Source organism: Arthrobacter sp. PTI12 (assembly GCF_056679915.1).
On the sequence record NZ_CM155256.1, the window covers coordinates 1,399,587 to 1,414,611 of the forward strand.

The 15,025-nt window shown below is 64.1% G+C and carries 14 protein-coding genes and 1 tRNA gene; 9 read left to right on the plus strand and 6 right to left on the minus strand.

Going from position 1 to position 15,025, the window contains the following annotated elements:
• Window positions 1-77: 77 nt before the first annotated feature.
• From eno to AC1MBU_RS06985, 7 genes are all read left to right on the plus strand, one after another.
• The gene (eno, locus tag AC1MBU_RS06955) at window positions 78-1,358 is read left to right on the plus strand and encodes a phosphopyruvate hydratase (RefSeq protein ID WP_056548894.1); all 1,281 of its coding nucleotides are present in this window, start codon (window positions 78-80) and stop codon (window positions 1,356-1,358) included.
• A gap of 101 nt (window positions 1,359-1,459) precedes the next feature.
• The gene (locus AC1MBU_RS06960; RefSeq protein ID WP_479789601.1) at window positions 1,460-2,164 is read left to right on the plus strand and encodes an FtsB family cell division protein; all 705 of its coding nucleotides are present in this window, start codon (window positions 1,460-1,462) and stop codon (window positions 2,162-2,164) included.
• A 107-nt stretch (window positions 2,165-2,271) separates the two neighbouring features.
• Window positions 2,272-2,922, plus strand: coding sequence for a DUF501 domain-containing protein (locus AC1MBU_RS06965; RefSeq protein WP_479789602.1), 651 nt, complete (start codon window positions 2,272-2,274; stop codon window positions 2,920-2,922).
• A 1-nt stretch (window position 2,923) separates the two neighbouring features.
• Window positions 2,924-3,877 carry a Ppx/GppA phosphatase family protein gene (locus AC1MBU_RS06970; protein WP_346028471.1) on the plus strand — a complete coding sequence of 318 codons (954 nt, stop codon included), beginning with the start codon at window positions 2,924-2,926 and terminating at the stop codon, window positions 3,875-3,877.
• The gene (locus AC1MBU_RS06975) at window positions 3,874-5,361 is read left to right on the plus strand and encodes a S8 family serine peptidase (RefSeq protein WP_479789603.1); all 1,488 of its coding nucleotides are present in this window, start codon (window positions 3,874-3,876) and stop codon (window positions 5,359-5,361) included. The genes AC1MBU_RS06970 and AC1MBU_RS06975 overlap by 4 nt, the downstream gene beginning before the upstream one ends.
• A gap of 34 nt (window positions 5,362-5,395) precedes the next feature.
• Window positions 5,396-6,832: an NAD(P)/FAD-dependent oxidoreductase gene (locus AC1MBU_RS06980; protein ID WP_471673113.1), complete on the plus strand. Its 1,437-nt coding sequence runs from the start codon at window positions 5,396-5,398 to the stop codon at window positions 6,830-6,832.
• 136 nt (window positions 6,833-6,968) lie between these two features.
• Window positions 6,969-7,247, plus strand: coding sequence for a CHY zinc finger protein (locus tag AC1MBU_RS06985; RefSeq protein ID WP_471673544.1), 279 nt, complete (start codon window positions 6,969-6,971; stop codon window positions 7,245-7,247).
• A gap of 17 nt (window positions 7,248-7,264) precedes the next feature.
• Here the strand turns inward: AC1MBU_RS06985 and AC1MBU_RS06990 are convergent.
• Window positions 7,265-7,340, minus strand: a tRNA-Leu gene (locus tag AC1MBU_RS06990).
• Window positions 7,341-7,585: 245 nt separating this feature from the next.
• Between AC1MBU_RS06990 and AC1MBU_RS06995 the strand changes: the two genes are divergently transcribed.
• Window positions 7,586-8,983 (plus strand): ABC transporter substrate-binding protein, encoded by a 1,398-nt coding sequence (locus tag AC1MBU_RS06995; RefSeq protein ID WP_056548887.1) that lies wholly within the window; start codon window positions 7,586-7,588, stop codon window positions 8,981-8,983.
• Between the two features lie 132 nt (window positions 8,984-9,115).
• Here AC1MBU_RS06995 and AC1MBU_RS07000 read toward each other — a convergent pair whose 3' ends face one another.
• The 5 genes from AC1MBU_RS07000 to AC1MBU_RS07020 all read right to left on the minus strand — a co-directional run bounded on the left by AC1MBU_RS07000 (window position 9,116) and on the right by AC1MBU_RS07020 (window position 13,867).
• Window positions 9,116-9,901: an ABC transporter ATP-binding protein gene (locus AC1MBU_RS07000; RefSeq protein ID WP_277359525.1), complete on the minus strand. Its 786-nt coding sequence runs from the start codon at window positions 9,899-9,901 to the stop codon at window positions 9,116-9,118.
• The gene (locus AC1MBU_RS07005) at window positions 9,898-10,911 is read right to left on the minus strand and encodes an ABC transporter ATP-binding protein (RefSeq protein WP_404800759.1); all 1,014 of its coding nucleotides are present in this window, start codon (window positions 10,909-10,911) and stop codon (window positions 9,898-9,900) included. Before AC1MBU_RS07005 ends, AC1MBU_RS07000 begins: the two co-directional genes overlap by 4 nt.
• A gap of 101 nt (window positions 10,912-11,012) precedes the next feature.
• On the minus strand, window positions 11,013-11,996 hold the full coding sequence (locus tag AC1MBU_RS07010) for a branched-chain amino acid ABC transporter permease (protein WP_277359524.1): 984 nt from the start codon (window positions 11,994-11,996) through the stop codon (window positions 11,013-11,015).
• A 12-nt stretch (window positions 11,997-12,008) separates the two neighbouring features.
• A complete protein-coding gene (locus tag AC1MBU_RS07015; protein ID WP_404800758.1) occupies window positions 12,009-13,286 on the minus strand; it encodes a branched-chain amino acid ABC transporter permease in 1,278 nt (425 codons plus the stop codon).
• A 284-nt stretch (window positions 13,287-13,570) separates the two neighbouring features.
• Complete coding sequence (locus AC1MBU_RS07020) at window positions 13,571-13,867, minus strand: GroES family chaperonin (protein ID WP_082566144.1); 297 nt, start codon at window positions 13,865-13,867, stop codon at window positions 13,571-13,573.
• Between the two features lie 188 nt (window positions 13,868-14,055).
• On the opposite strand from AC1MBU_RS07020, the gene AC1MBU_RS07025 reads away from it, so the two are divergent.
• Window positions 14,056-14,910 (plus strand): Bax inhibitor-1/YccA family protein, encoded by an 855-nt coding sequence (locus tag AC1MBU_RS07025; RefSeq protein ID WP_479789733.1) that lies wholly within the window; start codon window positions 14,056-14,058, stop codon window positions 14,908-14,910.
• Window positions 14,911-15,025: the final 115 nt, after the last annotated feature.

Consider the following 15,025-nt stretch of genomic DNA (forward strand, 5'->3'; position numbering starts at 1 on the left):
CGCATCAGCTTTTTAGAGCTGAGCACGTTGCGCTGTCCGTCCGAAGAAACTCCACAGACACGAACAGGAGCATTTCCATGGCAATCATTGACGCCATCCACGCACGTGAAATCCTCGACTCCCGCGGCAACCCCACGGTTGAGGTCGAGGTACTGCTCGACGACGACACCTTCGGCCGCGCGGCTGTTCCCTCCGGTGCTTCCACGGGCGCCTTCGAGGCAAACGAGCGCCGCGACGGCGACAAGGACCGCTACCTCGGCAAGGGCGTACTCCAGGCAGTGGAAGCCGTCATCGAGCAGATCCAGCCGGCACTGCTCGGCTTCGATGCAGGAGACCAGCGCGCCATCGACCAGGCCATGATTGACCTGGACGGCACCGAGAACAAGTCGAACCTGGGCGCCAACGCCATGCTCGGCGTCTCCCTCGCGATTGCCCGCGCAGCCGCTGAATCCTCCGCACTGCCCCTGTACCGCTACCTGGGCGGTCCCAACGCGCACGTGCTGCCCGTTCCCCTGATGAACATCCTCAACGGTGGATCGCATGCCGATTCCGACGTCGACATCCAGGAGTTCATGATCGTTCCCCTGGGAGCCGAGTCCTACTCCGAGGGGCTCCGCTGGGGCGTCGAGGTCTACCACGAGCTCAAGAAGGTCCTGAACGAGAAGGGCCTGGCAACCGGCCTAGGCGACGAGGGCGGCTTCGCTCCCAATCTTCCCTCCAACCGCGATGCCCTCGACCTCATCACCACCGCGGTCGAGCGCGCCGGCTACACCCCGGGCACGGACATCGCGTTCGCGCTGGACGTTGCCGCTTCCGAGTTCTTCAAGGACGGCAGCTACACCTTCGAGGGCAAGACGCTCGATTCCGCGGCGATGCGCGCCTACTACGAGGAGCTGGTACGCGACTATCCGCTGGTCTCGATCGAGGATCCGCTGGACGAGGAAGACTGGGACGGCTGGAAGGCACTCACCGAGTCCATCGGTGACAAGGTCCAGCTCGTCGGCGACGATCTCTTCGTCACCAACCCGGTCCGGCTAGAGCGCGGCATCAAGGCTGACACCGCCAACTCGCTGCTCGTAAAGGTGAACCAGATCGGCACGCTCACCGAAACACTGGACGCCATTTCCCTGGCCCAGCGTTCCGGGTACACCACGATCACCTCCCACCGCTCGGGTGAGACCGAAGACACCACCATCGCTGACATCTGCGTGGCAACCAACGCCGGGCAGATCAAGACGGGCGCACCGGCCCGTTCGGAGCGCGTAGCCAAGTACAACCAGCTGCTGCGCATCGAGGAAGAACTGGACGACGCCGCGCGCTACGCGGGACGTTCGGCCTTCCCGCGTTTCACTGCCTGATTGGTCCTTCATGGGGCGTTACCCTCGTTAAGCAGGTAACCGTCTTTGTCGGGGCATTTCCCCTGACCTGACGGCAGAACACAGCGTGAGCGAGGAGTCCGATGTCCACCCGACGCCCCAGCGTTCCGCGTACAACGCGAGCGCGCACTGACGGGCAGAGGCAGCAGACGCCGCAACTGAAGCGCCCTGGTACCCAGGGCGCTTCAGCGCGTTCAGCGCCGTCGGGTGCGGGCCGCAAGACGGAGACGCCGCCGGCACCGCAGAGGGCAGCGCGTACTCCGGCATCGCCCGAACCGCGCAAAAAATCCTCCCCGTCCGAAGCCAGGGCCGCGGAACGCTCCCAACTGGCGGGAGCCATCCGGACCGCGAGCGCACCCTTCCGCAAGCCCTCGGATCGAGTGATTGTGCCGGCGGAGGACGCGGAACCGATCCCCGCCAAAGCCTTCTCCGGCCGCCTGCTGGCGCTCGCCGTCGTGCTGGTGACCATCATCGTGCTGCTGGCGCCCTCGGTGCGCACCTACCTGCAGCAGCAGTCGGAAACCGAAGCCCTGCAGGATCGCATCGCGGCGCTGCAGCAGGAGCAGGGCGTCCTCGAAACGCAGATCGCCCGGTGGGAGGATCCCGCGTACATCAAGCAGCAGGCCCGCGACCGCCTCTTCCTGGTGATGCCCGGAGAAACCCGCTACCTGGTCAAGGGCGGAACAGGCGTGGAGACGTCGGCGGAACAGCAGTCCGCCGCGGCGCCGGAGGATCTGCCGTGGGCGGATGCCCTCTGGGAATCTGTGGAGCGGGCTGCCACCGACTAACCTTGGTATGCGGAAGTTTTTGTCGCCTATCTGTTGTCAAAGGCACTCCGAAACCGCAACCAGGCGACAAAAACGCCGGAGGTAGACAAGGTTCAGGAAGGACAGCAGTGACGGAATCGAATCCGCTTGCCCCCACACCGGCTGATCTCGAGACCCTCAGCCGGCAGTTGGGCCGCCCGGTGCGGGACGTCGTCGAGATCGGTGCCCGGTGCGTCTGCGGCAATCCGCTGGTGGCGACCACCGCCCCGCGACTCAGTAACGGCATCCCCTTCCCCACGACCTACTACCTCACGCATCCGGTCATCACCGCGGCGGTGTCCCGCCTGGAAGCCGGCGGGACCATGACCGAAATGACGGAGCGGCTCGAACAGGACCCCGCTCTCGCGGCCCGCTACCGGCAGGCCCACGAGGCGTACCTCCGCGCGCGGTCCGAGATCGGGGAGCGCACCGGCATCGGTCCTGTGCCGGAGATCGACGGCGTGTCCGCCGGCGGCATGCCCTCACGCGTCAAGTGCCTTCATGTGTTGGTCGGTCATTCCCTTGCGGCCGGTCCGGGTGTGAATCCGTTGGGAGATGAGGCGCTGGCTGCCATCGCGGAATGGTGGACTGCGGATCAGTGCCGCTGCGTGGGCGCGTGGGACACCAGCGGACACGCGCCGAACCGCGATCTCAGCCGGCATGTGAAGACCCAGGGCCTCAGCCCTGCAGAGCTGGATGCCAAACGTGCCGAACGTCGAACGAGCGAAGGGAAGGGCTGACATGCGTACTGCAGCCATTGATTGCGGAACCAACTCGATTCGCCTGCTGATCGCGGATGTCGACGGCGGTACCGGGCTGACGGACGTCGTCCGCCTGATGCGGGTGGTGCGCCTCGGCGAGGGAGTTGACGCCACCGGCATGCTTTCCGAAGCAGCGCTGGAGCGGACGTTCGAGGCCGTGGATGAGTACGCTGCACTGATCAAGCAGCACGACGCCGGGAGCGTCCGGTTCGTGGCGACGTCGGCTACCCGTGATGCGGGCAACCGCGACGTCTTCGTCTCCGGCGTACGGGACCGGCTCGGCATCGAACCGGAGGTCGTCAGCGGCGGCGAGGAAGCGGAGCTGTCGTTCTCCGGGGCCGCGAGCGTGCTGGCAGGGGAGAACGACGCCCCTGTCCTCGTGGTCGATCTCGGCGGCGGAAGTACCGAATTCGTCGTCGGCACCGGTAACCAGGTTCTTTCGGCGCGCAGCACGGATATGGGCTGCGTCCGTTTCACTGAGCGGTTCCTGCGCTCGGACCCGCCGACGGAGCAGGAGATCGCCGCTGCCGAGGAAGAGATCGGCAGGATGATCGATGAGGCGAACACCGACGTCAACCTTGCCTCCGTCCACGGCGTCATCGGCGTTGCAGGGAGCATCACCACCGTGACAGCGCACGCGTTAAAACTTCCGGAGTACCAGTCGGAGCGGATCCATGGCACGTCCCTGACGGTTGACGAGATCGATACCGCCACCACCTCGCTGCTCCACCTGTCGCGTTCCGAACGCGCGGCCCTGCCTTACATGCACCCCGGCCGCGTGGACGTGATCGGAGCCGGCGCCCTGATCTGGCGGACAATCGTCCGGCGGGTTGCCGACGCCACGGAAGGCCGCGTGCAGAGCGCAGTGGCGAGTGAGCATGACATTCTGGACGGAATCGCTCTCAGCGCCGTCTCCCGAAGGGAACATGGATGACAGTGCGTCCCGTGCCGTCCGGCGCCCTTGTTCCCCGGTCGATTGCCGCCGTCGTGCTTGCAGTGGGTCTTTCCGCCGGCGTCATCATCCCGGTGGGAGGCGCTGCGGCCCATGGCGGGGAGATCCGCGAGCGTGAATACTGGCTGGAAGATTACGGAATCACCGAGGCGTGGGAGGACACAAAGGGTGCCGGAGTGACGGTCGCGGTGATAGACAGCGGGGTGGATGGAAGCCACCCGGACCTGGAAGGCGTTGTCACCGTCGGCACCGATGTTTCCGGAGCAGGAGCGCCCAACGGGCAGCGCGGTATCGGCGAGGTGCCTGAGCACGGCACACTGGTGGCCAGCCTAATTGCCGGCCGTGGGCACGAGCCCGAAGAGCCTCAACCAAACCCGTCCGCCACACCGTCCGGCACTGCATCGCCATCGGCTAAGCCGTCGGGCTCCGCACCGCCGTCTGCTGAAGCTGAGGCATCTGCTGAGGCGTCTGCCAAGGCCGGGGAATCTGCAGTCAAGGCTGCCGGACGGGGGCCGGACGGCGTCGTCGGGGTTGCACCGGAGTCAGAGCTGCTTGCCGTCTCGCTCTGGATCGGCGGCGAGTCCACGGGCGCCAATCCCGCGGGGGTCAGCATTGACGAACAGATCCCGAACGCTGTGCGGTGGGCGGTGGACAACGGGGCGTCCGTGATCAACATGTCGCTGGGCAGCACGTCTCCCACCTGGCCGGAGAGCTGGGACGAGGCATTCCTCTATGCCGAACAGAACGACGTCGTCATTGTCGCCGCCGCCGGCAACCGCGCCGGCGGGTCCGTGCAGGTAGGTGCGCCGGCCACCATGCCCGGTGTTCTCGCTGTGGGCGGGCTGGATGCGGAGGGTGCGGCGAGTCGGGAGTCATCATCCGAGGGCATCAGCATCGGCATTGCGGCGCCGGCCGAGAACCTCGTCGGGGCGCTGCCGGGTGGGCTGTACGCAAGCAAGTGGTCCGGAACCTCCGGTGCTGCGCCGCTGGTCTCCGGCGTCGCGGCACTGATCCGTGCCAAGTACCCGGACCTGACAGCTCCGCAGGTCATCAACCGGATCATCATGACCGCACGCGATGCCGGCATACCCGGCAAGGACACCATCTACGGTCACGGGATTCTCGACGCCGCCGCGGCGGTGAATGCCGACCTCACAGTTCCTGAAGAACTGTTGCTGGGGGCGGGCGGTGTGGTGAGCATGGCGCAGTACATCGAGACGTACCGGCGCGGCGAGGTGCCGCCGCCTCCTCCGCCGGAACCGGCACCGGCCGAAGAGCCGCTGCCCGACATCCCTGAACCGACCGTGCCGGCTGCCGCTGAGCGTGCGTCAGCTGCCACATCGCTGCCCGCTTTCATCGTGTTCGGATTCGGCGGGCTGATCCTCTGTATCCTGCTCGGCGGAACGTATCAGGTCATCCGGGTGTACCGGCAGGGTGGCGCGGAAACGGACGGCGACAACAGTTAGTGAAGATTTTCACAAAGTCCGGTACGCTGGTTTCATGGCTCAAACCTCCAACTTTTCTGATCGTCCCCGGATCCTTGTTGTCGGCGGCGGCTACGTCGGTCTGTACGTAGCCCACAAGCTGCAGAAGAAGGTGAAGGATCACGGTGGCATTGTCACGCTCGTTGATCCTTTGCCCTACATGACCTACCAGCCGTTCCTCCCCGAGGTGGCCGGTGGCAACATTGAGGCGCGTCACGCCGTCGTCTCCCACCGCATGCACCTGACTGACACCGAGCTCATCTCGGGCAAGGTCACGGGCGTCAACCACTCCTCGCGCACGGCAACCGTTGAACCCGCGGACGGCAGTGAGCCTTTTGAGCTGAACTACCGTGACATCGTCATCGCGGCCGGCGCCATCACCCGCACGTTCCCGATCGAGGGCCTGGCGGAGGAGGGGATCGGCCTCAAGACCATCGAGGAGGCCGTCGCCCTGCGCAACCAGCTCCTCGAGCGCATCGAGACCGGATCCCTGATGGAGCCGGGTGCGGAGCGTGACCGCGCGCTGACTTTCGTCGTCGTCGGCGGTGGGTTCGCCGGCATCGAGGCGCTTGCAGAGATGGAAGACCTCGCGCGCGCTGCCGTCAAGAAGAACAAGCGCCTTCAGCGTTCGGACATCCGTTTTGTGCTGGTGGAGGCCATGGGGCGCATCATGCCCGAGGTCACCGAAGAGCAGGCCAAATGGGTTGTGCAGCACCTGCAGGCCCGCGGCGTGCAGGTCAAGCTGAACACCTCGCTGGCCAGCGCCAAGGACGGCAAGCTGAAGCTGATCAATATGCCGGACAAGTCCCCGGCGGATGAATTCGAGACAGACACTCTCGTTTGGACTGCCGGCGTGCAGGCCAACCCCGTGGTCCGCAACACGGACTTCCCGATTGACGAGCGCGGCCGTGTCCGCGCCAGCGCTGAGCTGCGCATCACCGGCGACGACGGCCCGCTGGACGGCGCCTGGGCGGCCGGTGACGTTTCCGCAGTGCCCGATCTCTCCGGCGGCGGCGTGGGCGGTTTCTGCGTCCCGAACGCGCAGCACGCTGTGCGGCAGGCCAAGCTTCTCGCCGACAACATCTACGCTGAGCGCTACGGCGTGGGCCGCGTCCGTGAATACAGGCACAAGAACCTCGGTGCGGTTGCCGGGTTCGGCCAGTACAAGGGCGTAGCCAACATCATGGGCTTCGGCATGCGCGGACTGCCCGCGTGGCTTGCACACCGCGGCTACCACGGCATGGCAATGCCCATGTTCGAGCGCAAGGCCCGCGTAGTGGGCAACTGGGTGCTCGGTTTCGTCTTCGGGCGTGACACCACCCAGCTGATGGATCTGCAGACTCCACGCCGCCAGTTCCGTGAGGCTGCCACTCCTCCGCCGAAGAAGCAGGAGACGCCCTCGCTGGACAAGAACCGCTCCGAGGATACAGAGAAGACCAAGGCCAAGGCCTAGTACCTCCTCAAGGCCTAGTACCTCCTCAAGGCGACGGCGGCACCCTTCACGGGTGCCGCCGTCGTCGTTTAAGCAGCTATAGTTCACGATCGTGAGGAAGGTGCTGGGGCGTGCGGTTGATGATCAAACGCGCTGCGTGCATTACCGGACGGACCTGGACATCGTTGCCATCCGGTTCAGGTGCTGCGGCGAGTTTTACCCCTGCCATCTGTGCCATGCGGAGACGGCAGACCACGCCGCCGAGGTCTGGCCACCGGGGGAGTACGGCACGGATGCAATCTTGTGCGGTGTGTGCCGGTGCACCATGTCCATCCGGGACTACCTGGAGGCTGACGGATGTTTCTCGTGCAGTGCACCGTTCAACCCTGGCTGCCGGCTGCACAAACACCTGTACTTCGGGACTGAAGAGAGCTGACTGCGCGGCATCGCCGATGGTGCCCCAGGTGGGACTCGAACCCACACTGTGAAGATTTTAAGTCTCCTGCCTCTGCCATTGGGCTACTGGGGCGTAACTTCCGACGGACGTCCCGGCAGGGAGTCCACCAGAGCACCCCATCAAGAATACGCGAGCCGCGCACACGTTCGATCGATGCCGCTGGAAGGCTAGTCAAGACCCCTGTGACGAGCGTTACAAGGATGTAACCAGATTTGCTTATCTTGGACACGTTTTTGCACTAGCTTTTTCACATACCAGGAACACCTGGAGATCGCATCAAAGGCTGATCGAGTCTTTCGATCGAGGAGATAAATTTCATGACAGCAACACGTAACTCCGCGCGGTTCAGCATCGGGGAGAATGCTCCGCGCGCAGCGAAGATTGCGGCCCTGAGTCTGGGAGTCGCACTTTTCGCATCTGCCTGCGGTGGAAATCCCACCCCCGAAGGTGACGGCGCCTCACCTTCGGACGAGACAGCCTCGGCAGCGGCAGCGTCGGGACTCACCTGTCCCGAGAGTCAGGGCGGCGCAGCCCCCGAGCCCGGCGAAAAGGGCGATCCGAGTGCAGTACCTGAGGCGGAAACCACTTCCGAATCTCCCTTGGTGCTCGGATCCCTTCTGCCCACAACGGGCGCGCTCGCATTCCTCGGTCCTCCCGAAATTGCAGGCGTCAACCTCGCGGCACAGGAAATCAACGAGTCCGGCGGCGTGCTCGGCCAGGACATCGAGATCATCCACCGCGATTCCGGTGACACGACCACTGACATTGCAACGCAGTCCGTGACCGACCTCCTGTCCCAGGATGTCAGTGCGATTGTCGGCGCGGCGTCGTCCGGCGTATCGCAGACGGTGATCAACCAGATCACCGGCGCAGGCGTAGTTCAGATGTCGCCCGCGAACACCTCTCCGGACTTCACCGACTGGGATGACAACGGGCTCTACTGGCGGACCGCTCCCTCCGACGTCCTGCAGGGCCGCGTGCTCGGCAACTACATCATGGCCTGTGGTGCACAGACCGTGGGCATGATCGTACTCAACGATGCGTACGGCACCGGTCTCCAGGCCAGTATCAAGGAAACAGTTGAGAGCGCCGGCGGTCAGGTCGTCGCCGAGGAAATGTTCAATGAGGGTGACTCGCAGTTCAGCAGCCAGGTGGACGCCCTCGTGGCAGCCGAGCCTGACGCCTACGTGGTTATCAGCTTCGACCAGGCCAACAGCATCATCCCGCTGATGACCGGTCAGGGTGTTGACCCAGGATCGATGTTCTTCGTGGACGGCAACACCGCCGACTACAGCGAGGATCTCGATCCCGGCACTCTCGAAGGCGCACAGGGCACCCAGCCCGGTTCCTTCGCAGGCGACCAGTTCAAGGAGGCGCTGGCCGGTATCGACCCGAACCTGAACGTCTGGAACTACGCAGGTGAAAGCTACGATGCCGTGAACCTCATTGCCCTCGCCGCAGATGCAGCGGGAAGCATTGACGGAGCAGCAATCGCAGCTGAACTCGAGGCAGTGTCCAAGGAGGGCACTGAGTGCTTCGACTACGCAGGCTGCATCACCCTCCAGCGCAACGGCGAGGATATCGATTACCAGGGCATCTCCGGCCCGATCACGTTCGACGAGAACGGTGATCCGACCGAAGCCTTCATCGGTATCTACGAGTTCGACGCGGACAATGTTCCGCAGCCTTACCGTTCCGAGGCAGGACAGCTCTAACCGCACCACCTGATTCACTCGCACAGTACAGAAGAACCCCTCCCAGCCTGAGAGGGGTTCTTCTGCGTGTGGGCGGGCCCTTAACGCAGCTGAGGCCCCCTCCTGGACGGAGAGGGCCTCTACTGGCGTGAGCTACGCGGTGTCGGCGAGCGTCCCGAGATAAAGCTGGATGACCTTGGGGTCCTTCATGAGCTCGCGTCCGGTGCCGGTGTAGGCGTCCTTGCCCTGGTCGAGGACGTAGGCGCGGTCGCAGATCTGCAGGCACCGCCTGGCGTTCTGCTCCACCATGATGACCGAGACGCCGGCCCGGTTGATTTCATGGACACGGAGGAACGTCTCATCCTGTTTGACGGGGGAGAGACCGGCGGACGGCTCGTCAAGGAGTAGCACGGCCGGTTCCATCATGAGTGCCCTGCCCATGGCCACCATCTGCCGTTCACCACCCGAGAGAGACCCGGCGCGCTGGGCGCGCCGCTTGCCGAGCTCCGGGAAGAGGCCGGTGACAAAGTCGAAGCGTTCCTTGAAGTCCTTGGGCCGCTGGTACATGCCCATCTGAAGGTTCTCTTCGATGGTCAGGGTGGCGAAGACGTTATTGTTCTGCGGGACAAATCCCACACCCTTGCTGACCAGCTTGTTGGCTTTCAGGCCGGTGATGTCCTGGTCACGCACCACTACGGTGCCGGAGTGCACTTTCACAAGGCCGAACATTGCCTTCAGGAGAGTCGACTTCCCTGCGCCGTTGGGACCGATAATCCCGATCAGTTCACCCGACCGCGCTTCGATTGAGCAACCGTTCAGGATGTTGACGCCGGGCAGGTAGCCGGCCACTAGATCGGTGACCTTCACGACGGACTTGCCGGGCACTGACTCCGCGCCGTGGGCGCGCTGTGATCCTGCGGTTCCCGCTGCTTCGCTCATGGCCGCTTCTCCTCTGTTCCAGTGTCTCGGGCGGTGCCCTCAAGCTCGGTGATTCTGGCGTGGTCCAGGAGCCCCGCATTCTCTGTTCCCACCACAGACTCCTCGTCGTGGGAAAGCTCGGCCTCGAGCTTTTCCACGCCGTGGGAGTCGCCGAGGTCGACGTCGTGGTGAGCACCGAGATAGGCGTCGATGACCGCCGGATCCTTCATGACGACGTCGGGAGTTCCCTCCGCGACCACGCGGCCTTCCGCCATGACCACCACCCAGTCCGCAACGTGCCGGACCATGTGCATGTCATGTTCGACGAACAGGACACTCATGCCCTCTGCCTTCAGGTTCTTGATGTGGTCAAGCAGGGACTGGGTGAGTGCCGGGTTCACGCCTGCCATCGGCTCGTCAAGCATCACCAGGCGCGGCTTGACCATCAGTGCCCGTGCCATCTCCAGCAGCTTGCGCTGCCCGCCGGAGAGGGAGGCGGCGTAGTCGTCAGTCTTGGCATCCAGCTTGAATTTCTTCAGCAGGACCTCGGCCTGGCCGGTGATCTCCTTCTCGCGGCCGCCCCACAGGCCCTTGAAGAGGGCTCGCGCGAGGCTCTCACCCGGCTGGTCTGTAGCGCCGAGGCGCATGTTTTCCATGACGGTGAGCTTGCCCATGATTTTGGTCAGCTGAAACGTGCGGACCATGCCGAGACGCGCCACTTTGTAGGGCGCGACGCCGGCCAGGGGCTGGCCGTCGAACGTCCATTCCCCGCTCTGCGGCGAATCAAACCCGGTGAGCAGATTGAACAGGGTCGTCTTGCCTGCGCCATTGGGGCCGATGAGCGCGGTGATCTTGTTCCGCGGGATCTCGAGGTACTCAACATCGACGGCGTTGACGCCTCCGAAGCTCCGGGTGACGTTCTTCGCCGTGACGATCGGATCGCGCTTGCGGCAGCCCGGGCCGGGGGTGTCGTCGGTGATGGGCCGTGAATCAGTCATGTAGTCAATGCCATCCGCCGCGGGCCCGGGCATGGACCCGGCTGGCGATTGGGCTGAGCCGGAAACGGCATGTGCTGCGCGCCGTCCGCCTGGCTTTGCTGGGGGTTGCGGTGTCGGTTCCGCCGTGGGTTCACTCATGCGAACGCCAACTCCTTTTTGTTGCCGAGTACGCCCTGCGGCCTGAAAATCATGAGCAGCATGAGCGCAACACCCACCAGGATGTACCGGAGCTGACCGGCCTGGACGTTGGTGAGGAATGTGATGGCGCCGGTCTCGATGGCGCCGAAGAGCAGGCTCTGGGTGAGGGAGAGGACCACCCAGAAGATCATTGCGCCGATGACCGGGCCGAGCACGGTGGCCATGCCGCCGAGCAGCAGCACGGTGTAGAGGAAGAACGTGAGCTCCGTCGCGTAGTTCGCCGGCTGCACGGCGCCGCGGGGGATGGTGAAGATCATCCCCGCAACCGTGCCCATCAGACCACCGATGATCAGCGCCTGCATCTTGTACGCGTAGACGTTCTTGCCGAGGGACCGCACAGCGTTCTCGTCTTCGCGGATACCCTTCAGCACCCGTCCCCACGGACTGCGCATGAGCAGCCACACGGACAGGCAGGCCAGGGCAACGATCGTCCAGCCCACCACCCGGATGAAAAGCCCGTCCGCGTTCATGCCGACCGGACCGATGTTGTAGGCACCCTCGGGGAACGGGTTCAGCGCGAAGAACCCGTTCTCGAAACCTCCGGCGAGGCCGTTGGCTGAGCCGGTGACGTTCGTGAGGCTGTTGGTCGTCACCACATAGCGGATGATTTCCGCTGCAGCGATGGTCACGATGGCAAGGTAATCTGCGCGCAGGCGCAGGGTGGGAATGCCGAGCAGGATCGCGAAGACCACTGAAGCCAGCAGCGCTATCAGTACTGCGACCGGAAGCGGCGCACCGAAACTGAGGGTCGGGATAGCGAAGCCGTACGCGCCGACCGCCATGAAACCTGCCTGGCCGAAGTTGAGCAGCCCGGTATAGCCAAAGTGCACTGCGAGACCGAGCGCCGCCAGCGCGTAGGCCGCCGTCGTCGGGCTGATGATCTCGCCGAAGGCGAGGGCAAGAATATTTCCGAAGTCCATTTCAGGTGGCCCCTAACCTACGCGCTCTCGACGGCCGAGGATGCCCTCTGGCTTGAAGAGAAGAACAATGATCATGATGAGCAGAGCGCCGACGTACTTGAGGTCAGCCTCCAGCCAGATGGTGGACACTTCGACGAAGAGGCCAACGATAAGCGAGCCGACAAGGGCGCCGAAGACTGTACCCAGCCCGCCGAGGACCACGCCCGCGAAGATCAGCAGCAAAATCTGCTGGCCCATATTGAAGGAGACACCGGGGCGGTAGTAGGCCCAGAGGATGCCGCCGAGGGCCGCGAGTGCTCCGCCGACCACCCAGACCAGCCGGATAACGCGGTCGACGTCGATTCCTGATGCAGCTGCCAGCGCCGGGTTGTCAGCGACCGCCCGGGTTGCCTTGCCGATGCGCGTACGCAGGAGCAGGAACGCGATGAGCAGGATGACAACGAGGCTGGTGATCAGCGACGTCAGGTTGTTCTGCGAGATGGATACCGGCCCGAAGTCGAGGATGCGGCCCTGTGCGCCTGGAAGTTGCTGCGTTGCACCGCCGAAGAAGAACTGGATGATGTAGCGCAGGGCCAGGGCGAGACCGATGCTGACGATCATCATCGGGATGAGCCCGGAGCCCCGTTTCCTCAGCGGCTTCCAGAGGCCCGCGTCCTGGACATAGCCCAGCGCACCTCCTGCGATGACGGCTAGGACGATTGCGAGGAACGCCGGCAGCCCGATGGCCGCGAAGGCGAAGGTCAGTACCGCCCCCGCCGTGACCATCTCTCCGTGGGCGAAGTTGGTGAGTCCGGTGGTGCCGAAGATCAGTGAGAGCCCGACCGCGCTCAGTGCCAGGAGAAGGCCGAAGCTGAGGCCGGCCACAGCGCGGTCGGCGAAGACGTTCCAGAAACTCGTGGTTTCCAGCACAATGCCCTCACCGAACAGGAAGAGCGTGGTGATGTTTGTGGTTCCGGCGAAGGTAACGGTGCGGGGGTTCTCCTGGCCTTCGGCCAGAGCGGCTCCCTCGGGGAGGGTGGACTCATCGAGTTCCACCTCGTAGGCACCCTGCTCCTCGACCTCAACAACCCAGCGGCCGTTTTCATCGGAGGTGGTTTCGCCTTCGAAACCCTCACCGGTGACCGTGATGCGGACGTCTGCAAGCGGACCCTCGGCGTTGCGCAGCACGCCGCTGATCCTGTTTTGGAATTCCCCGGCCTGGACGGAGGCGGGGGTCTGCATGTTCATGACAGGTGCAGCAACGGAGGCTGATGCTCCTGCAGCGGGTGCGCTCATGAAGCATGCGGCCATGAGGCCGGCAATCAGGATCAGTAGCCTCCTGCGCCATGCCGGCGTCGGCTTGGTTATCAAGTTATGAACCTCCACGATGGTGGCTTGTCCGTCGAGGTACGACGGCCTTACAGCCTGTGATCGAAGTCACTCAGTGTGGAGATTATGTTACCTGCGCTGTGTTACCACTTTTTGCCATACGGGGCCTGCCAGATAGCAATTGCATAACAACTGTTCGGCGGAGACTACCGGCGGGTAGCGCGAACGCCTTCGAGCGAGGAAACTGGGCCGGCGCCAGGGTGTGGCTAGAGGTAGAGGCCGGTGCCGGCGTCGTCGGTCTCTGGTTGCGCCACCGCATGGACGTCCCGTTCGCGCAGGAGGATGTAGTCGGTGCCGCCGACGTCGACCTCGGATTTCTCTTCAGGGTCGAACAGCACGCGGTCACCGCGCGAAACCTGCCGGACGCTGGGTCCGGCCGCGGCCACATCTGCCCACGCGAGCCGCTTACCCATCACCGCGGTGGCGGGAATGACAATGCCCGACGACGAGCGCCGCTCGCTGCTGTCCTTGTCCAGGATGACCAGGAGGCGGTCGTGCAGCATCTTCAGCGGCAGTGCGTCGGGCAGGGGAGCTTTCGCTCCAGGGAGGTTTGGCACGCCGACAGTCTACCGTTGGCGCTCTCCAGCCGCGGGTAGAGCCGGCTGGGCGGTTCAGGAACAAAACGGCGTGGAATCCGTTGATATTGGTAGGGTTGAACAATCTCAGCCCCCAGATGGAGGACTACATCACAATGGCAATCGGCGGAAACCCGGTTTTCAACGGTAAGAACTTCCGTACCGCTGCCCGCGGCAACAATTCGGCAGCGTACGGTTCCACAGCTTTGGCCGGTCAAACGGCTATGAACCAGCAGCAGCTGGAGCACCTCTACAACCAGCCTTCGGCAGGTCCTGCGGATACGGGGCGCATGACGTTCGACGACGTCATCGTCAAGACCGTTGCCACGATCGGCATGGTGTTGGTCGGCGCCGCTGTTCCGGTGTTCCTGTTCCCCTCGCTGGCGCCGCTGCTGATGATTTTCGGTCTGATCGGCGGCTTCGTACTCGGGCTGGTCAACTCCTTCAAGCGCGAGCCGGTGCCTGCGCTGATCCTTGGCTACGGGTTCCTTGAGGGCCTGTTCCTCGGTGGCATCACCATGTTCCTCGAAGCGCAATTCCCGAACATCGCCATGCAGGCGCTGATCGGTACGCTCTCCGTCTTCGCGGTGACGCTGCTGCTCTTCAAGAACGGCAAGGTCCGTGCAACGCCCAAGGCCATGAAGATCTTCATGATCATGCTGATCGGGTACGCGTTGTTCAGCCTTGTGAACCTCGGACTGATGGTCTTCGGCGTCAGCGATGACCCGTGGGGTCTGCGCAGTGCGGACATCCCGGGCACCAACATCCCATTCGGCTTGGTCATCGGCGTGTTTGCCATCGGCCTCGCCGCTTTCTCCCTGGTCATCGACTTCACGATGATCAGCGAAGGCGTCCGCAACGGAGCACCGCGCAAGTACTCCTGGACGGCAGCATTCGGTCTGACAGTCACTCTCGTGTGGCTGTACATCGAGTTCCTCCGCCTCATCGCGATCCTGCGTGGCAGCGAGTAAACGACACAGCGCTCTGACTTGGGTCTAACGAGGAAGGCCCCCGGCAACCGCCGGGGGCCTTCCTCGTTAAGGGGAAATTTTGCGCAGGTCCGGTGGGTTCAGCGCCGCTGAACCC

Excerpts from the sequence above, each read along its gene's own strand:
- eno (WP_056548894.1), top strand. The coding sequence starts at position 78 with ATGGCAATCATTGACGCCATCCACGCACGTGAAATCCTCGACTCCCGC.
- AC1MBU_RS06960 (WP_479789601.1), top strand. The coding sequence starts at position 1,460 with ATGTCCACCCGACGCCCCAGCGTTCCGCGTACAACGCGAGCGCGCACT.
- AC1MBU_RS06970 (WP_346028471.1), top strand. The coding sequence starts at position 2,924 with ATGCGTACTGCAGCCATTGATTGCGGAACCAACTCGATTCGCCTGCTG.
- AC1MBU_RS06975 (WP_479789603.1), top strand. The coding sequence starts at position 3,874 with ATGACAGTGCGTCCCGTGCCGTCCGGCGCCCTTGTTCCCCGGTCGATT.
- AC1MBU_RS06980 (WP_471673113.1), top strand. The coding sequence starts at position 5,396 with ATGGCTCAAACCTCCAACTTTTCTGATCGTCCCCGGATCCTTGTTGTC.
- AC1MBU_RS06995 (WP_056548887.1), top strand. The coding sequence starts at position 7,586 with ATGACAGCAACACGTAACTCCGCGCGGTTCAGCATCGGGGAGAATGCT.
- AC1MBU_RS07000 (WP_277359525.1), bottom strand. The coding sequence starts at position 9,901 with ATGAGCGAAGCAGCGGGAACCGCAGGATCACAGCGCGCCCACGGCGCG.
- AC1MBU_RS07005 (WP_404800759.1), bottom strand. The coding sequence starts at position 10,911 with ATGCCCGGGCCCGCGGCGGATGGCATTGACTACATGACTGATTCACGG.
- AC1MBU_RS07010 (WP_277359524.1), bottom strand. The coding sequence starts at position 11,996 with ATGGACTTCGGAAATATTCTTGCCCTCGCCTTCGGCGAGATCATCAGC.
- AC1MBU_RS07015 (WP_404800758.1), bottom strand. The coding sequence starts at position 13,286 with ATGGCCGCATGCTTCATGAGCGCACCCGCTGCAGGAGCATCAGCCTCC.
- AC1MBU_RS07020 (WP_082566144.1), bottom strand. The coding sequence starts at position 13,867 with ATGCTGCACGACCGCCTCCTGGTCATCCTGGACAAGGACAGCAGCGAG.
- AC1MBU_RS07025 (WP_479789733.1), top strand. The coding sequence starts at position 14,056 with ATGGCAATCGGCGGAAACCCGGTTTTCAACGGTAAGAACTTCCGTACC.